At 71.8% G+C, this 21387-nt stretch carries 18 protein-coding genes and 1 riboswitch; of the genes, 8 read left to right on the top strand and 10 right to left on the bottom strand.

Features of this window, described 5'->3' with window-relative positions; all coding sequences use genetic code 11:
• Nucleotides 1-3 precede the first annotated feature (3 nt).
• Nucleotides 4-477 (bottom strand): pyridoxamine 5'-phosphate oxidase family protein, encoded by a 474-nt coding sequence (locus KJK29_RS13690; RefSeq protein ID WP_215119315.1) that lies wholly within the window; start codon nucleotides 475-477, stop codon nucleotides 4-6.
• A gap of 355 nt (nucleotides 478-832) precedes the next feature.
• On the opposite strand from KJK29_RS13690, the gene KJK29_RS13685 reads away from it, so the two are divergent.
• Nucleotides 833-1627, top strand: a complete 795-nt coding sequence (locus tag KJK29_RS13685) for a class II aldolase/adducin family protein (protein ID WP_215119313.1) — start codon at nucleotides 833-835, stop codon at nucleotides 1625-1627.
• Nucleotides 1628-1670: 43 nt separating this feature from the next.
• Here the strand turns inward: KJK29_RS13685 and KJK29_RS13680 are convergent, their stop codons facing one another.
• Nucleotides 1671-2561, bottom strand: coding sequence for a DUF4429 domain-containing protein (locus tag KJK29_RS13680; RefSeq protein WP_215119312.1), 891 nt, complete (start codon nucleotides 2559-2561; stop codon nucleotides 1671-1673).
• A 306-nt stretch (nucleotides 2562-2867) separates the two neighbouring features.
• Here KJK29_RS13680 and KJK29_RS13675 point away from each other — a divergent pair, with 306 nt between their 5' ends.
• Both KJK29_RS13675 and KJK29_RS13670 read left to right on the top strand, forming a co-directional pair.
• Nucleotides 2868-4127, top strand: a complete 1260-nt coding sequence (locus KJK29_RS13675) for a hypothetical protein (RefSeq protein WP_215124267.1) — start codon at nucleotides 2868-2870, stop codon at nucleotides 4125-4127.
• Between the two features lie 137 nt (nucleotides 4128-4264).
• Entirely contained in the window at nucleotides 4265-4792 is a 528-nt protein-coding gene (locus KJK29_RS13670) for a DoxX family protein (protein ID WP_215119310.1), read from the top strand.
• 74 nt (nucleotides 4793-4866) lie between these two features.
• On the opposite strand, the gene KJK29_RS13665 is transcribed toward KJK29_RS13670, so the two are convergent.
• On the bottom strand, nucleotides 4867-5085 hold the full coding sequence (locus KJK29_RS13665; RefSeq protein ID WP_215119308.1) for a hypothetical protein: 219 nt from the start codon (nucleotides 5083-5085) through the stop codon (nucleotides 4867-4869).
• Nucleotides 5072-6580, bottom strand: a complete 1509-nt coding sequence (locus KJK29_RS13660; protein WP_215119307.1) for a PspC domain-containing protein — start codon at nucleotides 6578-6580, stop codon at nucleotides 5072-5074. Before KJK29_RS13660 ends, KJK29_RS13665 begins: the two co-directional genes overlap by 14 nt.
• A 178-nt stretch (nucleotides 6581-6758) precedes the next feature.
• On the opposite strand from KJK29_RS13660, the gene KJK29_RS13655 reads away from it, so the two are divergent.
• Both KJK29_RS13655 and KJK29_RS13650 read left to right on the top strand, forming a co-directional pair.
• On the top strand, nucleotides 6759-8045 hold the full coding sequence (locus KJK29_RS13655; protein WP_215119306.1) for an ATP-binding protein: 1287 nt from the start codon (nucleotides 6759-6761) through the stop codon (nucleotides 8043-8045).
• Nucleotides 8042-8785, top strand: a complete 744-nt coding sequence (locus KJK29_RS13650; protein ID WP_215119305.1) for a LuxR C-terminal-related transcriptional regulator — start codon at nucleotides 8042-8044, stop codon at nucleotides 8783-8785. The genes KJK29_RS13655 and KJK29_RS13650 overlap by 4 nt, the downstream gene beginning before the upstream one ends.
• 68 nt (nucleotides 8786-8853) lie before the next feature.
• Here KJK29_RS13650 and KJK29_RS13645 read toward each other — a convergent pair whose 3' ends face one another.
• Nucleotides 8854-9921: a C40 family peptidase gene (locus KJK29_RS13645; protein ID WP_215124266.1), complete on the bottom strand. Its 1068-nt coding sequence runs from the start codon at nucleotides 9919-9921 to the stop codon at nucleotides 8854-8856.
• Between the two features lie 421 nt (nucleotides 9922-10342).
• Between KJK29_RS13645 and KJK29_RS13640 the strand changes: the two genes are divergently transcribed.
• The gene (locus KJK29_RS13640; RefSeq protein WP_215119304.1) at nucleotides 10343-10696 is read left to right on the top strand and encodes a hypothetical protein; all 354 of its coding nucleotides are present in this window, start codon (nucleotides 10343-10345) and stop codon (nucleotides 10694-10696) included.
• Here KJK29_RS13640 and KJK29_RS13635 read toward each other — a convergent pair.
• Together KJK29_RS13635 and KJK29_RS13630 are read right to left on the bottom strand one after the other, a co-directional pair.
• Nucleotides 10674-11690, bottom strand: a complete 1017-nt coding sequence (locus KJK29_RS13635) for an SLAC1 family transporter (protein WP_215119303.1) — start codon at nucleotides 11688-11690, stop codon at nucleotides 10674-10676. The two genes, KJK29_RS13640 and KJK29_RS13635, sit on opposite strands and share 23 nt — an antisense overlap.
• A 77-nt stretch (nucleotides 11691-11767) precedes the next feature.
• Nucleotides 11768-12946, bottom strand: coding sequence for a C40 family peptidase (locus KJK29_RS13630; protein ID WP_215119302.1), 1179 nt, complete (start codon nucleotides 12944-12946; stop codon nucleotides 11768-11770).
• Nucleotides 12947-12954: 8 nt separating this feature from the next.
• Nucleotides 12955-13113: riboswitch (cyclic di-AMP (ydaO/yuaA leader) on the bottom strand.
• 304 nt (nucleotides 13114-13417) lie between these two features.
• Between KJK29_RS13630 and pcrA the strand changes: the two genes are divergently transcribed.
• The gene (pcrA, locus tag KJK29_RS13625; RefSeq protein WP_215119300.1) at nucleotides 13418-15895 is read left to right on the top strand and encodes a DNA helicase PcrA; all 2478 of its coding nucleotides are present in this window, start codon (nucleotides 13418-13420) and stop codon (nucleotides 15893-15895) included.
• Nucleotides 15896-15961: 66 nt separating this feature from the next.
• Here the strand turns inward: pcrA and KJK29_RS13620 are convergent, their stop codons facing one another.
• Both KJK29_RS13620 and KJK29_RS13615 read right to left on the bottom strand, forming a co-directional pair.
• A complete protein-coding gene (locus tag KJK29_RS13620) occupies nucleotides 15962-17629 on the bottom strand; it encodes a M23 family metallopeptidase (RefSeq protein WP_215119298.1) in 1668 nt (555 codons plus the stop codon).
• A 97-nt stretch (nucleotides 17630-17726) separates the two neighbouring features.
• The gene (locus tag KJK29_RS13615) at nucleotides 17727-18593 is read right to left on the bottom strand and encodes an esterase/lipase family protein (RefSeq protein ID WP_215119297.1); all 867 of its coding nucleotides are present in this window, start codon (nucleotides 18591-18593) and stop codon (nucleotides 17727-17729) included.
• A 476-nt stretch (nucleotides 18594-19069) separates the two neighbouring features.
• On the opposite strand from KJK29_RS13615, the gene KJK29_RS13610 reads away from it, so the two are divergent.
• Nucleotides 19070-19486: a cobalamin B12-binding domain-containing protein gene (locus tag KJK29_RS13610; protein ID WP_215119295.1), complete on the top strand. Its 417-nt coding sequence runs from the start codon at nucleotides 19070-19072 to the stop codon at nucleotides 19484-19486.
• Between the two features lie 179 nt (nucleotides 19487-19665).
• Here KJK29_RS13610 and KJK29_RS13605 read toward each other — a convergent pair whose 3' ends face one another.
• On the bottom strand, nucleotides 19666-21339 hold the full coding sequence (locus KJK29_RS13605) for a DUF5691 domain-containing protein (RefSeq protein ID WP_215119293.1): 1674 nt from the start codon (nucleotides 21337-21339) through the stop codon (nucleotides 19666-19668).
• Nucleotides 21340-21387: the final 48 nt, after the last annotated feature.

The following is a 21387-nucleotide window of genomic DNA, read 5'->3' as shown; positions in this document are numbered from 1 at the left end:
CCCCTAGGTGCGCTTGACGGTGCGCAGGGGATTGCCGGGCGTCCAGACCTGGACGACGAGGTACGTGTCGTCCTCGACGTAGGTCCGCACGACCTCCGTCAGCTCGGTGCGGAAGAGGTGGAACGGCTCCGGCGGTTCCACCTCTTCGACGTATCCGGCCTTGGTCTGCGCATCGTCGACCTCGATCGCCCGGCCGCTGATCCGGACGTCGCCGCCGCCCATGCGCGTGCCCTCCCCGGTGTTCGCCTGGAGCGCGAAGCGCGGGTCGCGGCGCAGGTCCAGTGCCTTCACCGAGTCCGGCATCATGCCGAGCCACAGCTCACCGTTCAGGAACCGCACCTCCAGGCCGCTGGTGCGGGGCGAACCGTCCTTGCGGAGGGTGGCGAGGACGTGGTGGGTATAGGCGCCGAAGCGCTTCTCGACCGTGTCGGCCAGGTCCGGTTCGACGGTGGCGAAAGCCGCCCAGTTCGCTGTCATACGGAGAGTGTGGCGCCGAAATCCGACATCTTCTGTCGGCTATTCGTGGGGTAGGGGCCGTCTAGTGGATCTCCGCAGGAGAAGGAGCGGCGTTCCGTGCGTGCGATCGGCGTGCGGTGCGGAGGGTCATGTGGCGGAGCCACCTGGCCATTCGCGCCGTGCGGCGAGCGGGCGTGCCGGGCGTCGCGACGCTGCGGAGATCCACTAGACGGCCCCCAGGGGAGACCGGGGGCGAAAGGGTGCGCATGGGGTGCTTTCAGGGGCGCTCGTTTCATCTTTACGAAACGGTTCTGTTCATCCCGGCCCCACCGGCGGTAGCTTCCGCCCCGTACGAAGAAACAGCGCTGGAGGACCTATGCACGGGCCCACCCCGCCCCTGCCGCTGCCCACCGACCGGCTGCGGTTCGCGATGCCGCCCATGCACGAGTCGGTCGAGGACGAACGACTGCACCGCAAGGAACGGCTCGCGGGCGCCCTGAGGATCTTCGGGCGGCTCGGCTTCGAGGACGGTGTGTCCGGGCACATCACCGCCCGCGACCCGGAGTACACCGACTGCTTCTGGGTCAACCCGTTCGGGCTGCCCTTCCGGCACGTCACCGTGAGCGACCTGGTGCTCGCCAACCAGGACGGCCAGGTCGTCGAGGGCCGCTACCACGTCAACCAGGCCGCGTTCACCGTGCACGCCCAGGTGCACGCGGCCCGCCCCGACGTGGTCGCCGTCGCCCACTGCCACTCGGTGCACGGCCGGGCGCTCGCGGCCCTCGGCGAACTGCTGGAGCCGATCACCCAGGAGAGCTGCGCGTTCTACGAGGACCACGTCCTCTACGACGCCTACACCGGGGTCTCCGTCGACGCCGAGGAGGGCCGGCGCATCGCGACCGCGCTCGGCTCCCGCAAGGCACTTGTGCTGCGCAACCACGGCCTGCTGACCGTCGGCGACTCGGTGGACGCGGCGGCCTGGTGGTTCGTGTCGATGGAACGGTCCTGCCAGGTGCAGCTCACGGCGCAGGCGGCCGGGCGGCCGGTCCGCATCGACCACCGGATGGCGGTGGCGACGCGGGAGCAGTTGGGCGGCGACCTGGTGGCGTGGATCAACTACCAGCCGATGTGGCAGGACGTCAGCCGGAGTGAGCCGGATCTGCTGAGTTAGGCGGTCGTGGCTGCGGCTGTGGCTGTGGGGCGTGCCGCTGGTGTCAGAAGCCGCGGAGCACCACTGCTTTCGTCCTCGAGAACTCCTCGTCCGTGAGCACCCCGTCCCGGTGCAACCGGCCCAGTTCGCGCAGGCGGCGCAGCAGTACGTCGTGGTGCTTGTCATGGTGCTCGTCGTGGTGCTCGGAGGCGGGCGGACAGTGGGCGGACATGTCGTGCGCGGCTTCGGTGGACGGGTGGGGCAGCCGGGCCGTGACCGCCGTGGCGACGAGTGCCGTGAGCAGATCGCGGCGGGGGCTGCCCCACAGGTCCAGGGCGTACGGATCCTTCTCCGGCGGCAGTTTCGAGACCACCGTCTCGCGGGTCACGAAGCGCAGGAGGCCGTCCTCGTGGCCGGAGTTCGGCAGCCACTCGACCCGGACCAGCTCACCCAGGGTGATGATGCGCGGGCCGGTGGCGCGTTTGACCCGCTCGGAGGTGTCGGCCCAGTCGATCCGTACCCGGCTGCCGTCGAAGGAGACCGTCCCGTCGGACGAACGGACCGACACCGGGACCGGCGGTCCCGGCAGCAGATAGGCCTTCACCGGTGCCTTCGGGATCCGGTCCAGGAGCAGCGCGCGGCGGATCTCCTCGGCGACGTACTCGGCGACCCCCGTCCGGTCCGCGTCCACCGTCAGCCGGTACGGATCGGCCACCTCCGGCAGCCGCCCGCCCGTCGCCTGGAGCAGGGGGTCCGCGCCCTCCCGCAGCCGCAACCGCAGCCGTCCGCGCCTGCGTTCGGGTTCGAGGGCGACACTCGAGACCGCCTCGAGCGGCACGGCGATCTCCCCGTACGTCTGCCGGAACAGCGGTACGGAGCGGTGCAGACCGGGCGTGATCCGGACCGTTTCGCCGTCGAAGGCCCAGGTCCCGTCACGCTGGATGATCTCGGCCATAGGGGAATTCTCCCAGCCAGGTCAACACGGCCCGCTGAAATTCACCCGTGTTGACCAGACCGAGCGGACGTGAACCGCCTGGTGTAGGGGACAATTCGCTGTCGTCGCAGGGGAGTTGTACAGCGGTCTTCCGGGGTCCGGAAGGCCGACGGTGGTTGGGTCGCGGGAAGGCGGGCGTCGGACGTGGCGGTGCGCGAGACGGGGCAGGGCGGCGCGGACGCGGGTGGGTACGCGGACGCGGGAGCGTATGCGGGCCGGTACGCGAGTGGACACGGCAGTGCCTATGGGAGTACTCACGGCACTGCTCTGGGTGGTGCTCACGGCACCGCTCACGAAGGCGGGTGCGCCTGCGGGGACTGCCCGCACGGGGCGCGTGAGGGGCACCGGCGGGCCGTCGCCGCGTTCCTGCGCAGATGCGACGAGTTCGCGGCCGGGCAGGGGCTGCCGGCCGCGGTGGCCCACTCCGCCACGGCATCCCGCAGTTGGGTCTCGGAGGAACTTGCGCAGTCCGCGGAACTCGTCGCCGAGCGCGGCCGGGCCGAGGGCCACGCCTGGCTGACGGGACTGTGGCGCCGCACGGCGGGTGTGGTGTGGGCGGCCGTCGTGCTGTTGCTGCTCGGCCAGTGCCTCACCGCGGTCGGCGCGGGCTGGACGGCGGCGCGTACGGCCGGGCTGGCCGCGGCGCTGGTGGTGGCCGCGGGGGTGACCGCGGCGTCCTGGTTCCACCGGTCGAAGGGCGGTGCGCTGGCCCCTGTGATCGGCGAGGACAACCGCCTGTCGACCTCCCGCACGGTCGCCGCCGCGTGGGTGCTGTTCGTGGCCTACGCGGTGCTCGTCCTGGTGGGGCGGCTGGCTGCCGCCTCCCGGCACCCGGAGCGGGACGCGCTGATCTCCGGGCTGGAACTCGCCCGCGGCGCCGGGGTCGTGACCGTGCTCGCCGTGGTGTGCGGGATCGCCGTGCTCGTACGGCGGGTGGTCGGGCTGCGGGTCCTGGGACAACGGCTGCAGAAGGTGCGCGCCGACCGGCCGCGCGCCGCCGACCTGCTGACCGACGACGCGGGCCGGGGCACCTTCGCCGACATCCAGTACGTCGTCATCAGCGCTGTCGCCCTGGTCTTCGCGGCGGTGCGGCTGGCCAGGCGCCCGGACCAGTTGCCGGACCTGCCGTGGGGTCTCGCGGTGGTGGTCCTGGTGTCGGCCGCGACCTATCTGGCCGGCAAGTACGCCGAGGGCGGCCGGCCGGTCATCCTCTCCGTGGTCCGGGCCCGGGAGGCGGGCGACCTCGACGGGCCGATCCGCACGGGCGACGACATCGAGATCCGGGGCGCCGGCTTCGTGCCGCCGGGCGCGCAGGGTGCCGACCGGCTGGCCCGGATGGTCGTCCGGGTGGGTGCCGTGCACGTCCACGTGCCCCTGGTACCGGTACCCGGCGGCTTCAGCAACCCGGCGGACACCCTGCTGACGGTGCCGGTGCCGGCGGATGTCGAACCGGGGCGGGTGGACGTGCAGGTGGTCACGGCGGCGGGCGTGGAGACGAACCGGTACGCCGTTGATGTGACGGAGTGACGGCTGCCCGCCGGCTCCGGCGGTCGGGCAACAACGGGCAACAATTGGGGACAGACAGGGTTGAGCGCGGTCTGTTTGTCGTACGTATGGTCTGTTGAGGGGGTCTCGGCACCGGCGGCGAGAGGCGGCTTGCAGCGATGACTCACAGTATGCGTACGGACACGAACGGCCCCCACTACCGCGGTGACGGAGGTTGGCGGGACACCCTCGGCCGCTACGCCCTCCTTCCTCTGCGCATCTTCCTCGGCGTCACCTTCATCTACGCCGGCCTGGACAAACTCACCGACAGCGCCTTCATGAAGGACTCCGGCGCCGGGTCGATCGGCGACATGATGCGCGCCGTCCGCGACTCCTCCGCCATTCCCGCCCTGGTCGACCTCTCCCTGAAGAGCCCGGTCGGCTTTGGCTACGCCATCGCCTTCGGCGAACTGGCCGTCGGCATCGGCACCCTGCTCGGCGTGCTCGCCCGTCTGGCCGCACTCGGCGGCGCGCTGATCTCCCTCAGCCTGTGGCTGACCGTGAGCTGGGCCTCCGATCCCTACTACTACGGCAACGACCTCGCCTACCTCATGGCCTGGACACCCCTCGTCCTGGCGGGCGCCCCCCTGCTGTCCGTGGACGCGGCCCTGAGGTCGCGACGACGGCAGAGGCGGGAGTACCGATAGCCGATAGCCGGGGGCCGGGGGCCGCAGCCCAGAGCCCGGAGCCCGAGGCGTCCGGAAGCCCGGGGCGTCGGTGGCTAGTCGGTGGCGGTCCGGCCCGTCGTGCGGCGCCGGCGCAGGCGGCCCGTCAGGAACGCCACCGCGCCGGCCAGGCACAGTCCGCCCGTGACAAGGGGGATCGCCAGGAACCACGGGATCTCCCAGGCGCCGCCCGCATCACCGGCGTACAGGACGCCCGTCAGGACGAGAACGACACCGGCGACCAGCGTTCCGGGCCGGGGCTCATGACGCAGCACGGGTCACCTCCACCTGTCCCATGCCGACCTGGAGGTCCAGGTCGATGGTGCCGGACCTCTCGACACCCTTGGCGGGGGAGAGGGTGATCTCCTTCTGCTGGCCCGGTTTCACATCCACGTCCTTCGTGTCGTCGCCCGGCAACTGGAGGTCGCCGAGCCCCACGTCGACGCTCAGCCGCACGGTCACGTCCTCGGGCACGAGCACCTTCACCCGGCCGATGCCCACGTCGGCGCTGGTCGTCACGGTCTGTCTCCCGGCCATGTCCAGCCCGGTCAGGTCGAGGGTGCCGACGCCGGTGCCCAGTTCGTACTGCTCCCGTACGTCTGCCACCGAGGCGGGCCGCCAGGTCGTGCGGGCCCACTGGGTGCCGATGTCCTTGGGCAGGGCCGCCGACCCGGCGAGCAGCCCGGCCGTGATGACCGCCAGCAGGATCGAGCCCGCCCCTGTCCGCCCCAGGAAGGCGCTGACGGCTATGCCCAGGCCCAGGACGGCGAGCGCGCAGGCCAGGCCCGTCTGCAGGCTGGTGCCCAGCGGGTGCGTTTCCCAGGTCAGGTCGGTGCCCAGGGCGCCTGCGAGCAGGGCCAGCAGGAAGACCCAGCCGCCGATCCAGCGGGGGCCGCGCGGCTCGGGAGGCCGGGTGCGCGGGACGGGTATGTCCTCGCGGCCGCCGGCCCGGGTGCCGCGCCCGATGTTGATGGCTGCCGCGACATCCGGGTCGCGGGCGTCGCGGGGGCCCCACAGATAGCCCGTGCCGCCGATGTGGGTGCCGTCCTTGACGATGGGGTCGCGCCACCAGGAGGGGGCGGTGACGAAGACCGGCGGCGCCTGGGGTTCGGGTGGGGCGTCGGCCACGGCTTGGGCGGCCAGCGGGTCGGGGCTGGGGGCGCCGCGCTGGCGTGACCAGAATCCGGAGCCGGCCAGGAGTATGGACAGGACGAAGGCGAAGGTCAGCACTCCGCCGTTGTTCAGCAGGGTCAGGAACACTCCGCAGCCGACCAGCGCGAACAGCACGGCCGTCAGGGCCTGGCCGTCGACCCGGCCGGTCAGCAGCTTGCGCACCTCGTTCTCTTCCTCGTCCTCGTACGGGACGAGGAGCCAGACGAAGCCGTAGAAGAGCAGACCGATGCCGCCGGTCACGGAGAGCACCGCGAGCGTGATGCGGAAGATCACCGGGTCCATGTCGCACTGCCGCCCGAGCCCGGAGCAGACGCCGGCCAGGGTCTTGTGGCGGCGGTCGCGGCGGAACGCCCGGGGAGGGCCGGGCGCGTCGGCAGGGCCGGGCTGGCCGGGCTCGCCGGGAGGGGCCGTTTCCCCGGCAGGGCCGGTCGCGCCGGTCGCGTCGGCCGTGTCGGGAGCTCCTCCCTGTTCTCCCGCGCCCGCACGCCCCTGCGCGGGGGAGCCCGTGGGCGCGGCGTCCTGCGGCCCGGCGCCCGGTGCGGGGCGCGGGCCGGAGCCGGGTCCCGGACCCGTCGCGGCGTGCTCGTGATCGGTCATGAGTCCATGGTGACGGGCGCGACGCCGCCGCGGCAGTCGGAACGACCCTGGCCGGACCCTGATATCGGCCCTGAGGAACGGCTCGGGAAGCGTTCGACGGGCCGGGGTTCGGAGATCAGGGGAGTCTCCGGGGTCGACCCTGATGCTCCTGCCCTGCGGCCGTGTGACCATCAATGGCATGTCGGAAGCCGCAGCAGCGCCACTCGCCGAACCGCGGCCGCCGCGCAAGCTCTACCGCAGCAGTGACGGACGCTGGCTCGGTGGCGTGGCGCGAGGGCTCGCCGGGCATCTCGGGCTGCCCGTCGTCTGGGTGCGGCTCGTGTTCGTCGGCCTGTTCATGGCCGACGGCCTCGGTGCGCTGCTGTACGCCGCGTTCTGGTTCTTCGTCCCGCTCGGCGTCGGCGGAGTCGACGCGCAGAAGCCGCCGGCCGCCGCGGAGGCCTCGGCCGACGGCCGCCGCAGGCTTGTCGCCCGCAAACCCGACAAGGGCCAGATAGTGGCCCTGCTGCTCATGGTCGCCGTGGCCCTGGTGTTCGTGGGCAATGTGAACCTCAGCGGCGGGGCCCGGGTGTACCTGTGGCCGGCGGTGCTCGTCGGCGCGGGCGTCGCCCTGGTCTGGCGGCAGGCGGACAACGCCCGCCGCGCCCGCTGGGTCGAGGTCGGCCGTCGCCGGCGCACGGTCACGCTGCTGCGCGCGGTGGGCGGGGTGCTGCTGGTGACGGCCGGTGTCTCCGGCATCTTCGTCCTGCAGGGCTCCGCCGCCCACCTCGGCTCCGTCCTGCAGGCGGCCCTCGCGGTCCTCGTCGGGATCACGCTTCTCGCCGGGCCCTATCTGGTGCGTATGACGCAGGACCTCTCCGAGGAGCGCCTGATGCGCATCCGCGCCCAGGAGCGCGCGGAGGTCGCCGCCCATGTCCACGACTCGGTGCTGCACACCCTCACCCTGATCCAGCGCAACGCGGAGAACGCGGGCGAGGTGCGCCGCCTCGCCCGCGCCCAAGAGCGGGACCTGCGCACCTGGCTCTACAAGCCCGAGGGCACCGGCAAGGACGAGGCCGACGAACCCACCACCCTCGCCGACGCCGTGCGGCGCAACGCAGCCGAGGTGGAGGACAAGCACGGCGTGCCCATCGAAGTCGTGGTGGTGGGGGACTGCCCGCTCGACGAGGGGACCGGCGCACAGATGCAGGCCGCGCGGGAAGCGATGGTGAACGCCGCCAAGTACGGTGGCGAGGGCGGAGCCGTACAGGTCTACGCCGAGGTCGAGGGGAAGACGGTCTTCGTGTCCGTCCGGGATCGCGGCCCCGGCTTCGACCTCGACTCGATACCCGCCGACCGCATGGGTGTCAGAGAATCGATCATCGGCCGCATGGAGCGCCACGGCGGCACGGCGCGGCTGCGCGCGGTGCCGGACGGCGGCACGGAGGTCGAGCTGGAGATGGAGAGGGCGGAGAAGACGTCATGAGCGACCCGACCGAGGCGAACGGTACAGGGGGAGCGGCGGAGGCGGCCGGGCCCGGGGAGCCGGGCGGCGGCACCGGCGGGCGTCGGGTGCGCGTGGTCCTCGTCGACGACCACCGCATGTTCCGTACGGGGGTCCAGGCCGAGATCGGGCAGACCGAGCAGACCGGTGTCGAGGTCGTCGGCGAGGCCGCGGACGTCGACCAGGCGGTCACGGTCATCACCGCGACCCGGCCCGAGGTGGTTCTCCTCGACGTGCATCTCCCGGGCGGTGGCGGGGTGGAGGTACTGCGCCGCTGCGCCCCCTTGATGGCCGACCCCGAGCAGCCGGTCCGCTTCCTCGCGCTGTCCGTGTCGGACGCGGCGGAGGACGTGATCGGCGTGATCCGCGGCGGGGCCCGCGGGTATGTCACCAAGACGATCACCGGCACGGACCTCGTCGACTCCGTCTTCCGCGTCCAGGAGGGCGACGCGGTGTTCTCCCCGCGGCTGGCCGGGTTCGTCCTCGACGCCTTCGCCTCCACGGACGCTCCCCCGGTCGACGAGGACCTGGACCGGCTGACGCAGCGCGAGCGCGAGGTGCTGCGGCTCATCGCCCGGGGGTACGCGTACAAGGAGATAGCCAAGCAGCTGTTCATCTCCGTGAAGACGGTCGAGTCGCATGTCTCGGCGGTCCTGCGCAAGCTCCAGCTCTCCAACCGGCACGAGCTGACCAGGTGGGCCACGGCGCGACGGCTGGTGTGACCCGGCGACCGGGTCGGCCTGCGCCGTCGCGGTCCACCCTGCCCGTAGGTCCCGTGCCGGACCACCCGTCAGACCACCCGTGTCGCCCCCGCGTACGGCATCTCGTCGAGCGGGGCGACCCGTACCGGGGCCGATGAGTTGGGGGCGTGGATCATCTGGCCGTTGCCCACGTAGATACCGACGTGGCTGATACCGGCGTAGTAGAAGACCAGGTCACCGGGGAGGAGTTCGGAACGGGAGACGCGGCGGCCGGCGGCGATCTGGGAGTACGTCGTGCGGGGCAGTGCGACGCCCGCGGAGCGGTACGCGGCCTGGACGAGGCCCGAGCAGTCGAAGGCGTCCGGGCCGGTCGCGCCCCAGACGTAGGGGCTGCCGAGCTTCTGGTAGGCGTAGGAGACGGCGGCGGCAGCGCGGGCGTTGGGCGCCTGCGAGGCGGCGGAACCGGGGGCCGCCAGGGTGTCCCGGAGGCCCGTCGAGGAGCGGGAGGCGCGGTCCGTGCCGGGCCCTTCGCCCAGGCCGGCACGTTCCTGCGGGGTGAGCCGGGACAGCAGCTGCCGTGCGGAGCCCAGCTTGCCGGTGATCGTCTTCTTGTGCCGCTTCAGCTCCGTCTGCCGCGACTTCAGGGACGTCAGCTCGATGTGGGCGGCCCCGCGCAGCTGCTCGATCTCCCGGAGCTGCTTGCGGACACCCGCGACGGCGGACTTCTGCCGGTTGCCGGCCCGCTCCACGAACTCGGCGTTCTCGAGGTACCGGTCGGGGTCGTCGGACAGGGCGAGCCGGAGGGCGGGGTCGATGCCGCCGTCCCGGTACTGCGCGGCGGCGAGGGAGCCCAGGGCGTCGCGGGCCGAGTTGAGCCGTTCCTCCTTGCGGGCCGCCTGGTCCTGGAGCTTCCTGATCCGCTCTCCGGCGGCGTCGGCCTTCTCCTTCGCCCTGTTGTACTTCTCGGTGGCGACCTCCGCCTCCTGGTACAGCTTGTCCACCTCGGCCTTGACCTGGCCGGGGGTGAGCTGCGGTTCGGCGTGTCCGGTTCCGTCGAAGCCCGTCGCGGTCGCCGCGCCGGCGAGCGCGATCGTGGCGGCCGTACGGGCCGTGTTGCCGCTCGCGGTGCGCTGTCGGGGCTTGCGGTGCGCTGCCACCTGGGGTGCCACGTCCTTTCCTGCGACCGCCGGGCGTGCGACGACCGCAGTGGGGAGCGGACGGGCGGCCTGCGCGTCCGGCGACGGCCCGCACAGGGGAAGCGGGCCGCCGCCGGACCTTCTGGCGGTGGTGCCCGACTGCCGCCCCTGGCCCGGGCGGCGGTGGGGAGCCGGTCACCTGGGGCAGGACGCTAAACCTCGCCATGGCGGGCCCGTGGCCGGTGCGCGGAACTGTCCCGAGAGGACCGGCGGTGACCGTATGCGACCGTGATCCCGCCCCGGCGCCGTCGTCTTCACTCAGCGTGATGACCGATGCGTCGATTTCCCGGGCGAGTGCCAGTGATCGGGTGCTATGGGGCGCATATATGCATCGGTGGGCCGGTGCCGGGCGGATCGGACCCCCTGATTAGGCTCCGGCCTCATGGACGTTCTCATCCACCTCTTCGTCGGTCTCCACATCATCGGCATCGCCTCGCTCCTGGGCGGCTTTCTCACCCAGATGAAGGCGATGGGCGAGGGCACCGCCCGCTACACCCCGGCGATGCTGCACGGCGCGCTGACGATGCTGGTCACCGGTGTGATCCTGATCGGCCTCAACCAGGCCGACGACCAGTCCGTGAACAACATCAAGATAGGTGTGAAGCTGGCCCTGCTGATCGTGATCCTCGGCCTGGTCTATGTGAAACGGGACGACGAGAAGGTGGACAAGGGCCTGTTCGGCCTGGTCGGGCTGCTGACCACGGCGAACGTCTTCATCGCCGTGCTCTGGACCTGACCCGCCGGCCGGGCCGGGCACCGGACCGGGCCGCGGCGGCCGTCAGGGCGGCGGCCACCAGCCACGCGGCGATGGCGATCCACAACAGTGCCTCCCCGAAACCGTCGAGCCAGGAGACGTCGAGGGCGACGGCGACGCCCAGTGCCGCCGTCCCCGTCGTGGCCCAGGTGAACACGGTCGCCCAGCGGCGGACGTCATCACGGGGCCGGGGCCACAGGAACTCGGCGGCGAGCAGGACGGCGTAACAGACCAGCGCGAGCACGAGCAGGGCGACGGTCATATTGCGCAGGACGTCCCGGTCGTCCACGTTCCACAGGTACAGACGCACGCTGTCGGCGCTGATCAGCAGCGCCCCGGCGAGCGCCGAGAGGGCGAGGGCCCCGCCCGCGAGCCAGTGATCGCCGGTGCCCTCGGCCACCTGCCGCACATCGAAACGGACCAGGGCGAAGACGTACAGCACCAGCCCCAGCCAGAACAGCACCAGCGCCGCGTGCGCGAGCCACGCCTCCGACTCGGCCGCGGCCAGCGTGGCACCGAGCACGGCGAGCCCCTGGGTGGCCATGCAGCGCGCGAACACCGTCCCGGGCCTGCGCCGCTGCTCGCCCTGCGGGACGAGGACGAGCGGCACCGGCCAGAGCAGCACGGCGAGCACCAGCAGCGTCACGGCCAGAGCCTGCGAGCCCGCCGCCGAGAAGGCGGTCCCGAGGACAGCGGTCGCCGCCACGGTGGTGAGGGCCGTCGTCGTCACGCTCTCGAGGACGCCCGGCCTGCGGATGTACGCCCGCCACCTCGTCCCGGCCCGCAGCAGCCGCAGGGTGAAGTCCGCGGCGAACAGCAGCCAGGCCGCGCAGGCGAGAGCGAGGGCGATGAGCGAGAGGACCTCGTACCCCGCCAGATCCAGACCGACCGACAGGGTGCCGGTCGCCAGCACGGCGGCACTGGCCGCCGGGGCACGCCGCGCCCACCAGGCGACGGAGGGGGAGGTCGCGGGCATGGGCCCGATGCTAGGTAGGCCCCGCGCGCGTTACGGGCAGGCCACGCGCGCGGGGTCCCAAAAACCTGCGAGACCCGTCAGGCCGGACGCACCACGCTGTGGATCGACGACTCGCCGTCGTAGTAGATCGACTCCTCGCGCACGTACGTGCCGGGCTTCGGAGCGTGGATCATCATGCCGTTGCCGATGTAGATACCCACGTGGGTGACATCGTCGTAGAAGAAGACCAGGTCACCGGGCTGTGCGTCGGCCAGGGGGACCGTGGTGCCGGCGTTGACCTGGTCGTACGTCGTGCGCGGCAGGGTCACCCCGGCGGCCTTCCAGGCGGCCTGGGTGATGCCGGAGCAGTCGTAGGAGCCAGGGCCGGTGGCGCCCCAGACGTACGGCTTGCCGATCTGGGCGCGGGCGAAGGCGAGCGCCTTGTCGGCCTTGGTGGCGTACGAGGAGTCGGGCGCGGTGGACGACGACCCCGAGGACGAACCCGCCGAGGAGGAGCCGCCGCCCTGCTGCTGGGCGGCCTCCTGCTCCTGCTCCCGCTCCTTCTGCTGCTCGGCCTGCTGCCGGGCCAGCTCGGCGGCCTTGCGGGCCGCCTCCTGCTGCTTCTCCTTCTCGATCGCCGCGAGCCGCGCCTTCTCCTCGGCGGTCAGCTTCGACAGCAACTCGCGCGCGTCCGCGAGCTTCCGCTGGACGGTGGCCTTGGCCGTCTTCAGGTCGCCCTGCGACTCGGTGAGCGTCTCGAGGCTCTCGGCGGCCTCCTGACGCTTCTCCATCGTCTCTGACTGCTGAGTGATGTAGTCGTCGACCGCCACTTTCTGACGGCCGGTCATCCGGTCCATCAGCTGGGTCTGGTCGAAGTAGTCCTGCGGGGTGTCCGCGAGCAGGAACGTCGCCGTGTCCGGGGCGGAGGCGCCGGTGCGGTACTGGGCGGCGGCGAAGGTGCCCAGCTCCTCCCGCGCCTCGTTCAGCTTCTCGGTGCGCTGGGCGACGTCGTCGAGGAGGGTGTCGACGCGCTTGCGCTGCTTGGCGGTCTTCTCCTTCGCCCCGTTGTACTTCTCGGTCGCGGACCCGGCCTGGCGGTAGAGGTCGTCGACCTTCTTCTCGACTTCCTCCAGGCTGGGCTTGTCGTCGGCCTCGGGGGCGGCGTTGGCCGACTGGGACAGCAGGGCCACGGAGGTGAGGGCCGCCGTTGCGAGGGCGGGGGTCCGTATGCCTGCCACGCGCGAACCCGTAGGACGCGACTTGCGGTGCGACGCCAAGGGAGGCGACTCCTTCCATGCTCCGCCTACCGGGTTAGCTGTCGGGTTCGGGCGGGTGCTTCGGAAGGGTTGCCCTACGGCCTTCTCCGGAAAGGGAGTCGGGCCGATTCACCCCGGGGTCTCGGTTGGGTCCCCGGCTCTGGCTGCCGCTGCGGCACGCCGGACTCGGCGGAGGCCACGCGGCCCGGCGAGGTTCGCCGGTGGGGGTCGTGTGGCCTCCTCGCACGGTAGCCAACTCGTGTGGCCCTTGTGAAGGTTGATGGGTGATATGCCCGATACATTTCCGTGACCTTACTCATGAGCGTCGCCGAGAGTGATCAATCGGGGGAGGTCGGTCATCATTCGTCCGCAATTGTGGAGGCCATAGCGGCCTGTGATCACCCGGACCTGGAGGGTGACGGGGGGGTGCTTTCGGCGATGTTCTCAGGGCGGCGGCGGGCTGTCAGTGGGGCGCCCTAGACTCGGAGAGCGATGAGCAGCCTCTTTGACGACAGCTTCCTGGCGGACCTCCAGGCCCAGCGGGGCCCCGCGGACGAGCCCCCGCCGCCGCCCGAGGACGATCACGGACCGGAGCCGGTCCCGGACGATCTGTTCGGCGGGAAGTTCGACGTGCCGCCGGACCGCGACGCCTACTACCGGGGCGGCGCCGCGCGCCCGCCGGTGGACGCCGCCGCGCTCCTGGAGGGGCTGAACGACAACCAGCGCGCCGCCGTCACCCACTCCGGCTCCCCGCTGCTCATCGTCGCCGGCGCCGGCTCCGGCAAGACCCGCGTGCTCACGCACCGCATCGCCCACCTGCTCGCCGAGCGGGACGTCCACCCGGGCCAGATCCTCGCCATCACCTTCACCAACAAGGCCGCCGGCGAGATGAAGGAGCGCGTCGAACAACTCGTCGGCCCGCGCGCGAACGCCATGTGGGTGATGACGTTCCACAGCGCCTGCGTGCGCATCCTGCGCCGGGAGAGCAAGAAGCTCGGCTTCACCTCGAGCTTCTCGATCTACGACGCCGCCGACTCCAAGCGCCTGATGGCCCTGGTCTGCCGCGACCTGGACCTCGACCCCAAGCGCTTCCCGCCGAAGTCCTTCAGCGCCAAGATCAGCAACCTGAAGAACGAGCTGATCGACGAGGAGGATTTCGCCGCCCAGGCCGCCGACGGCTTCGAGAAGACCCTCGCCCAGGCCTACGCGATGTACCAGTCACGGCTGCGCGAGGCGAACGCCCTCGACTTCGACGACCTGATCATGACGACGGTCAACCTGCTGCGCGCCTTCCCGGACGTCGCCGAGCACTACCACCGCCGCTTCCGCCATGTGCTGGTGGACGAGTACCAGGACACCAACCACGCCCAGTACTCCCTCGTCCGGGAGCTCGTGGGCACCTCCGAGCACCCCGTCGACGTACCGCCCAGCGCGGACGACCTGCCGCCCGCCGAGCTGTGCGTGGTGGGCGACGCCGACCAGTCGATCTACGCCTTCCGCGGCGCGACGATCCGCAACATCCTCCAGTTCGAGGAGGACTACCCGGACGCGACGACGATCCTCCTGGAGCAGAACTACCGCTCCACACAGACGATCCTGACCGCGGCCAACGCGGTCATCGAGCGCAACGAGTCCCGCCGCCCCAAGAACCTGTGGACCAACGCGGGCACGGGCGCGCGGATCACCGGCTACGTCGCCGACACCGAGCACGACGAGGCGCAGTTCGTCGCCGACGAGATAGACCGTCTCACCGACGCGGGCGAGGCGAAGGCGGGCGATGTCGCCGTCTTCTACCGCACCAACGCCCAGTCCCGTGTCTTCGAAGAGATCTTCATCCGCGTCGGCCTGCCCTACAAGGTCGTCGGCGGCGTCCGCTTCTACGAGCGCAAGGAGGTCCGGGACGTCCTGGCCTACCTGCGCGTCCTGGCCAACCCGGAGGACTCGGTGCCGCTGCGCCGGATCCTCAACGTCCCCAAGCGGGGCATCGGCGACCGCGCAGAGGCGATGATCGACGCCCTCTCCCAGCGCGAGAAGATCAGCTTCCCGCAGGCGCTGAAGCGCGTCGACGAGGCGTACGGCATGGCCGCGCGCTCCACCAACGCCGTCAAGCGGTTCAACACGCTGATGGAGGACCTCCGTACGGTCGTCGAGTCCGGCGCCGGCCCCGCCACCGTGCTGGAGGCGATCCTGGACCGTACCGGGTACCTCGCCGAACTGCAGGCCTCCACCGACCCGCAGGACGAGACCCGGATCGAGAACCTCCAGGAACTCGCCGCCGTCGCCATGGAGTTCGAGCAGGAGCGCGCCGAGGACGAGCAGGGAACGCTGGCCGACTTCCTTGAGAAGGTCGCGCTGGTCGCCGACTCCGACCAGATCCCCGACGAGGAGGACGGCGACGGCGTCATCACCCTGATGACCCTGCACACCGCCAAGGGCCTGGAGTTCCCGGTCGTCTTCCTGACCGGCATGGAGGACGGCGTCTTCCCGCACATGCGCGCCCTCGGCCAGACCAAGGAGCTGGAGGAGGAGCGGCGCCTGGCGTACGTGGGCATCACGCGCGCGCGGGAACGGCTCTATCTGACCCGCTCCACCCTGCGCAGCGCTTGGGGCCAGCCGTCGTACAACCCGCCCTCCCGGTTCCTGGAGGAGATCCCGCCGACCCATCTGGAGTGGAAGCGGACCGGTGCGACCGCGCCCGCGTCCTCCGGGCCGGTCTCCGCCGTGGCGTCCTCGCTGTCGTCGTCCCGTTCGCGGTCGTCGGCGTCGGGCGCCTCCGGTTTCGCCACGCGCCGCACCGCCGAGAAGCCGGTCGTGTCACTGGCGGTCGGGGACCGGGTCACACACGACCAGTTCGGGCTCGGGACCGTCGTGGCGGTCAAGGGCACGGGCGCGAACGCCGAGGCGACGATCGACTTCGGGGACAAGCCGAAGCGGCTGCTGCTGCGGTACGCGCCGGTGGAGAAGCTGTAGCCCCGGGGCGCTGAAGCCCTGTGAGGTGAGCCTCCGCCGGCCGGACCGGCGGAGGCTGCCGAGACGTTACGTCGGGTCCACGCCGTGGCTGCGCAGCCACGGAAGCGGGTCGATCGGCGAGCCGCCGCCCGGCCGCACCTCGAAGTGCAGATGAGGGCCGGTGGAGTTGCCGGAGTTGCCCGAGCGCGCGATCGAGTCGCCGGCCTTCACGGTCGTACCGGAGGGGACCGTGTAGGTGGAGAGGTGGCAGTACCACGTCTCCGTGCCGTCCTTCGCCGTCAGGATCAGCATGTTGCCGTAGGCGCTGTTCCACTGGGTGCGGACGGTGCCGTCGGTCGCGGCCATCACGGTCGTGCCGTACGAGACGGGGAAGTCGATGCCGGTGTGCAGGGACATCCAGTTGATGCCGGACTGGCCGTACTGCGCGCTGAGTCCGTGGCGGGCGACCGGCATGGCGAACTTCGGGCGCAGCCGCTCCTTGCGGGCCGCCTCTTCCGCCGCCCGCTTCCGCTCGGCCGCCTGCTGAGCCTTGAGGTCGATACGTTCCTGCGTACGGCTGGCCCGGTCGGCGAAGTCGTCCGCGCCGGCGGAGAGACTCTGCAGCTGCGTGTCCAGCTTGTTGTTGGCGGCGGCCGGCTTGACCGGCTGCGCGTCCGCCGCGGTCGTCTGCGCCTCCGCGGCGCTGTCCTCGGTGAGGCTGCCGACGGACGCGGCGGCGATCCCCGCGACGCCCATCACGCACGCCGAGGGCACCGCGATGGTCATCAGCGCCGAGCGCTTGGGGGGCGTACGGCGGCGGGAGCGGGACCCGGCGCGCGAGGCCGCTCGTGCGGCGGTGCGCGGGCCGACCTCCTCCTGGCCGTCCAGGAGCGGGGCGACGATGGGCAGTTCGCCGGTGGCGGCAGGCTCGCCGCCGTCCGCGGCGGGGTCCTCGTAGGGGGCGCCGGTGGCCTCGTCGTAGCCGAGCTGCTCGAACGTCGCCGTCTCTTGCTGGTGGAAGGCGTCCGCGTGCTGCTCGTACCCGTCGGGGGACGGCGCGGCGGAGCCGTCGGAGTTCCACTGCGTGGCGTCGTAGGTGCCGGTGTCGAAGGCCTGCGTGCCCCATTCCCACTGCTGGGTCTGGTCGGCCGGGTTGCCGGACTGGTCGGGCTGGAGCCAGGCGCCGGTGTCCCACTGGCCGGTGGCGTCCGGGGACCCGGCCTGCGGCGGGATGACCGACAGCGGCTGCTGCTGGGGCGTCCAGGAGGTGGTGTCGTACACGCCGGTGTCGTAGGCGGCGTGATGCTGGGCCGCGTACGCGTCGTAGTGCGGGTTCTCGTGCTGGCCCGTGGGCCAGTGGCCTGAGTCGTACGTGCCCGTGTCGGCGCCGCTGCCCGGCAGGTTGCCGAAGAGGGGGTCGCTGGCGAAGCTCGCGGTGGCGTGCCCGGTGGCATCGAAACCGGCGCCGTCCGTACCGGCGGGGTGGGCGCCGGGGGCGTCAAAACCGGTGGCGGCGTAGTCGCCGTACGTGGTGAAGTCGCCGTACTGGGCTTCCTGGGTGCCGTACGACGCGTAGTGCGCCGAGGCGGCCTCGGAAGCCGGAGCCGGGGTCATGGTCCCCGACGGGTGACGGTCGTTCACCAACTTCTCTTTCGCCTCGACAACAGGGGCTGCCAGAGCAGTGCGGCGACTGTACCCGGCGGTACGCGGGCACGACAATCTTCGGCAGGTTTCGCGCGCGCATGAAACGGGCATTCGGCCGTGTTTTGGCGGACGGCGGGCGCGAGTTTGGCTTTGTGTTCGAAGTTTGTTCGACATTTCGATGTGAGGCGCGCGCCGGTCGGTTCCGCTTTCAGGCCACCGTGAGGCCGCCGGTGTGATCTGCGGACGGTTCACCCGGGTGGGCCGTGTCGAGGACCTGCCGTATTCCGTTGGCGACGGCGGGGTGCACGGGCAGCGCGAGGTGGCCGATGCCGGTCACCCGCACGTTCTGCACCGTCAGATCGGGATGGTCGATCCGGGCCGTCTCCAGCGGGTCCATCACATGATCCAGGTCGCTCCAGTAGCTGACGAAGTGCGTACGGCAGTCAGGGGCGGGCCGAGTGAGCTCCTCGAGCACCGGTGAGCCGGGGCGCATCTGGCGCACGATGGGGTGCGCGTCCGCCAGGGGCGCGACCCGGGTCCCGGAGTGCGGCGTGCCGAGGGTGACGAGGGTCCGGACGCGGGCGTCACCGCCGAGCCGCTGCACGTAGTAACGCGCTATCAGGCCACCGAGGCTGTGCCCGACGACATCGATCTGCCGGGCTCCGGTGCGCTCGCAGATCTCCTCCACGCGCCGGCCGAGCAGCTCGGCCGCGGCGCGTATGTCGCAGGTCAGCGGCGAGTAGTTGAGGGACTCGATCTGCTGCCTGCCGTGCTGGGCGAGGCTGCGGCGCAGCAGGACGAAGACCGAGCGGTTGTCGATGAAGCCGTGCAGCAACAGGACCGGGGGCTTGGCCTCCGTGGGCAGTTGGGCGGCGCCGTCCGTGCTGGGCGGTACGGCGGCGGGGGCCCGTCGCTCCTGGGTGATGCCCGAGGGGTAGAGGAGGAGATGCCCGGCCAGGATGGCGATCTCCAGGGCGGTGGCCTTCAGAAGGGCCAGGGAGAGTCCCGTCAGCCGGCTCGGCAGCAGGTGCCTGCAGGACGGGAGAAAGGGCAGAACAGCCCCGGTGACCTTCATGGCCGACCTCCTGTCGGCACGTGGAAGGACGGCTCCGCCCCCCGTGTGCCCTCGTGGAGAGCCGCTGCGAAGTCGGCCGGCGAGAACCATGTGAGCGGCCTGAGCCGCGTGTGCCGTGGGGCCTGAGTGTCGCGTGTGGCGTGTGTGGCGCCAGTGGTCCCCTGGGTGCGGTGCGTGCCGAACGTGCGGTTCTTGCCCTGCGTGTCTTCGCCGAAGTGCCGTACCGCTGCTGTGCGTGGTGGGTGGAGCGGCGGTACGGCGACTTCGTCGCGGCTCCCCTTGCGCTTGTCCCACCGTGTGATTTCCCCCTCGCTCCGCAGCGCGAAACTGCCGGTTGCGGGATCCTGGAGATAACGTTCGTTCACTTGCCCGGACGATGCGGGGCGGGGGGTCCGTGCGGTGCGGCGTGTACGGCGTGCCCGATGTGTGCGGTACTTGTCGGTACGGATGGATGTATTCGCTTCATGGAGGCAGTGATGGGTGTGGCAGCCGGTCCGATCCGCGTAGTGGTGGCCAAGCCGGGGCTCGACGGCCACGATCGCGGGGCCAAGGTGATCGCGAGGGCCCTGCGCGACGCCGGTATGGAGGTCATCTACACCGGGCTCCACCAGACTCCCGAGCAGGTCGTCGACACGGCGATCCAGGAGGACGCCGACGCGATCGGGCTGTCCATCCTCTCCGGCGCGCACAACACGCTCTTCGCGGCGGTGATCGAGCTGCTCAAGGAGCGGGACGCGGCGGACATCCTCGTCTTCGGCGGCGGGATCATTCCCGAGGCGGACATCCCGCTGCTGAAGGAGAAGGGCGTCGCGGAGATCTTCACGCCCGGCGCGACGACGACGTCGATCGTGGAGTGGGTCAAGACGAACGTACGCCAGCCGGCCGGGGCGTAGGCCTCCGGCGGTTCGGCCGGGGCGGCTCGGGTTGGTCGAGGTCGAGGCCCCGGCCGGGGGCGATGTCGGTTTCGGTTTCGGGTTCGGATTTGGCTCCGGTTTTGGCTTCGGTGTCGTGGCTGGTGGGCCCGTTGTCGGCCGAGGTCCTGTCCTCGCGCGGTCGTCGGATGCTCGCCGGGCTACGGCGCGCCCAGTTCCGCCGCCATCGCCGCGCGCAGCCGCAGGGTCGTGACCAGGCGCTGGAAGGCCTCCGCCCAGTAGCCGCCGGCTCCGGGTGAGGCGTTCTCCGGTTCGTCCGGTACGGCCAGCAGGACGTCGAGGCGTCCGGCCTCGGACGGGTCGAGGCAGCGCTCGGCCAGGCCCATGACCCCGCTGAAGCTCCATGGATAACTCCCTGCGTCCCGAGCGATGTTGAGCGCGTCCACCACCGCCCGGCCGAGCGGCCCGGACCACGGCACCGCGCACACCCCGAGCAGCTGAAAGGCCTCGGACAGGCCGTGCGTCGCGATGAAGCCGGCCACCCACTCGGCCCGCTCGGCCGCGCTCAGGGTGCCGAGCAGCTTGGCGCGTTCGGCCAGGGACACCGCGCCGGGGCCGCCCGCCTCCGGTGCCGAGGGGTCGCCGAGCAGCGCACGCGACCACTCGGCGTCCCGCTGGCGCACCGCAGCCCGGCACCAGGCCGCGTGCAGCTCGCCCTGCCAGTCGTCCGCCACCGGCAGCGCCACGATCTCCCGGGGTGTCCGCCCGCCCAGCCGCCGCGACCAGGTCCCGAGCGGTGCGGCCTCGATCAACTGGCCGAACCACCAGGACCGTTCTCCCCGTCCGGCCGGGGCCTTCGCCACGACGCCGTCGCGCTCCATGGCCGGGTCGCACTCGTGAGGTGCTTCGACGGCTATCACCGGTGTGGGCTGAGTGGACTGAGTGGTGGGTGTGGTTGGTGTGGGTGTGGCCTGTGCGGTCTGCGTGTGGTCGACGGCCACGCATGCCTCCGCTCTGACCGCCATCCGCGCGGCGAGTGCCGAACCGGGCAGCGCCGACAGCAGCTCCGCCGCCGTCGCCCGGACGTTGCGGCTGCGGTCGGCCAGGGCCTGTTCCAGGAACGGCTCGTCGTCCGGGCCCAGGCCCGAGCGCAGGGAGTCGAGGAACATCAGCCGGTCCTCGGCCCGTTCCGTCGCCCAGGTCGTCGCGAGCAGTTCGCGTGCGGAGGCCGGTTCGCGGGAACGCAGGGCCGAGAGAAGGGCGACCCGTTCGGCGAACAGGCCCTCCTGCCACAGCTGCTGAGTCCGCTCGTCGTCATCGACGTGCGGCAGGGCCGCGCCACCGCCCCGTGCCGAGCGCAGGGCGAACCGCCAGTCCTGATTCAGCCGCGCCAGCCACAGGGCTCGCGGGCCCGCGAACTCCAGCACCGCCGGACGCAGGTCGGTACGCCCCCGGGCCGCGTCCAGCAGTGCGGGGAGTGTGTGCGGAGGCGGGCCGAAACCGTGGGAGTTGGCCGCCGCGAGCCACTGGGGCAGCAGCTCCATCAGATCGGGCGCGGCGCCCCGGCGGCCGCCGCCGGACGGGCCGGGGCGGTCGGCCAGCAGCAGCGCGAGTCTGCGGGCCGCGGCGGGAGGCAGGGGTGGACGAGGGTCCTCTGGGGCCGCTTGCGGGCGCTCCGCCGCCCTCGCCGGGCGCAGACCGGCCCGGCGTCGTACGGTCTCCGTCGCCGCCGCGTCGAGCAGGGCCACCGGGGCCTCCGGGCCCGGCCTGGAGCCCGGCGGGGTGCGCCGGTCCGTGCCCAGCAGCGCCGTGGTGACGAGCCCCTCCCAGGCGTCCGCGACGGGCGCGTCCACAGGAGCGGAGGTCCTGGTCATGAGCGTCCTTTCCGTGGGGCGCCCGTGAGTGGTTGAAGTCTCACCCTC

Origin of the sequence: Streptomyces koelreuteriae (assembly GCF_018604545.1) — a bacterium.
GTDB classification, from domain to species: Bacteria; Actinomycetota; Actinomycetes; order Streptomycetales; family Streptomycetaceae; genus Streptomyces; species Streptomyces koelreuteriae.
The sequence above is the reverse complement of the archived record's forward strand: the minus strand, read 5'-3'. Positions and strand labels throughout refer to the sequence as shown.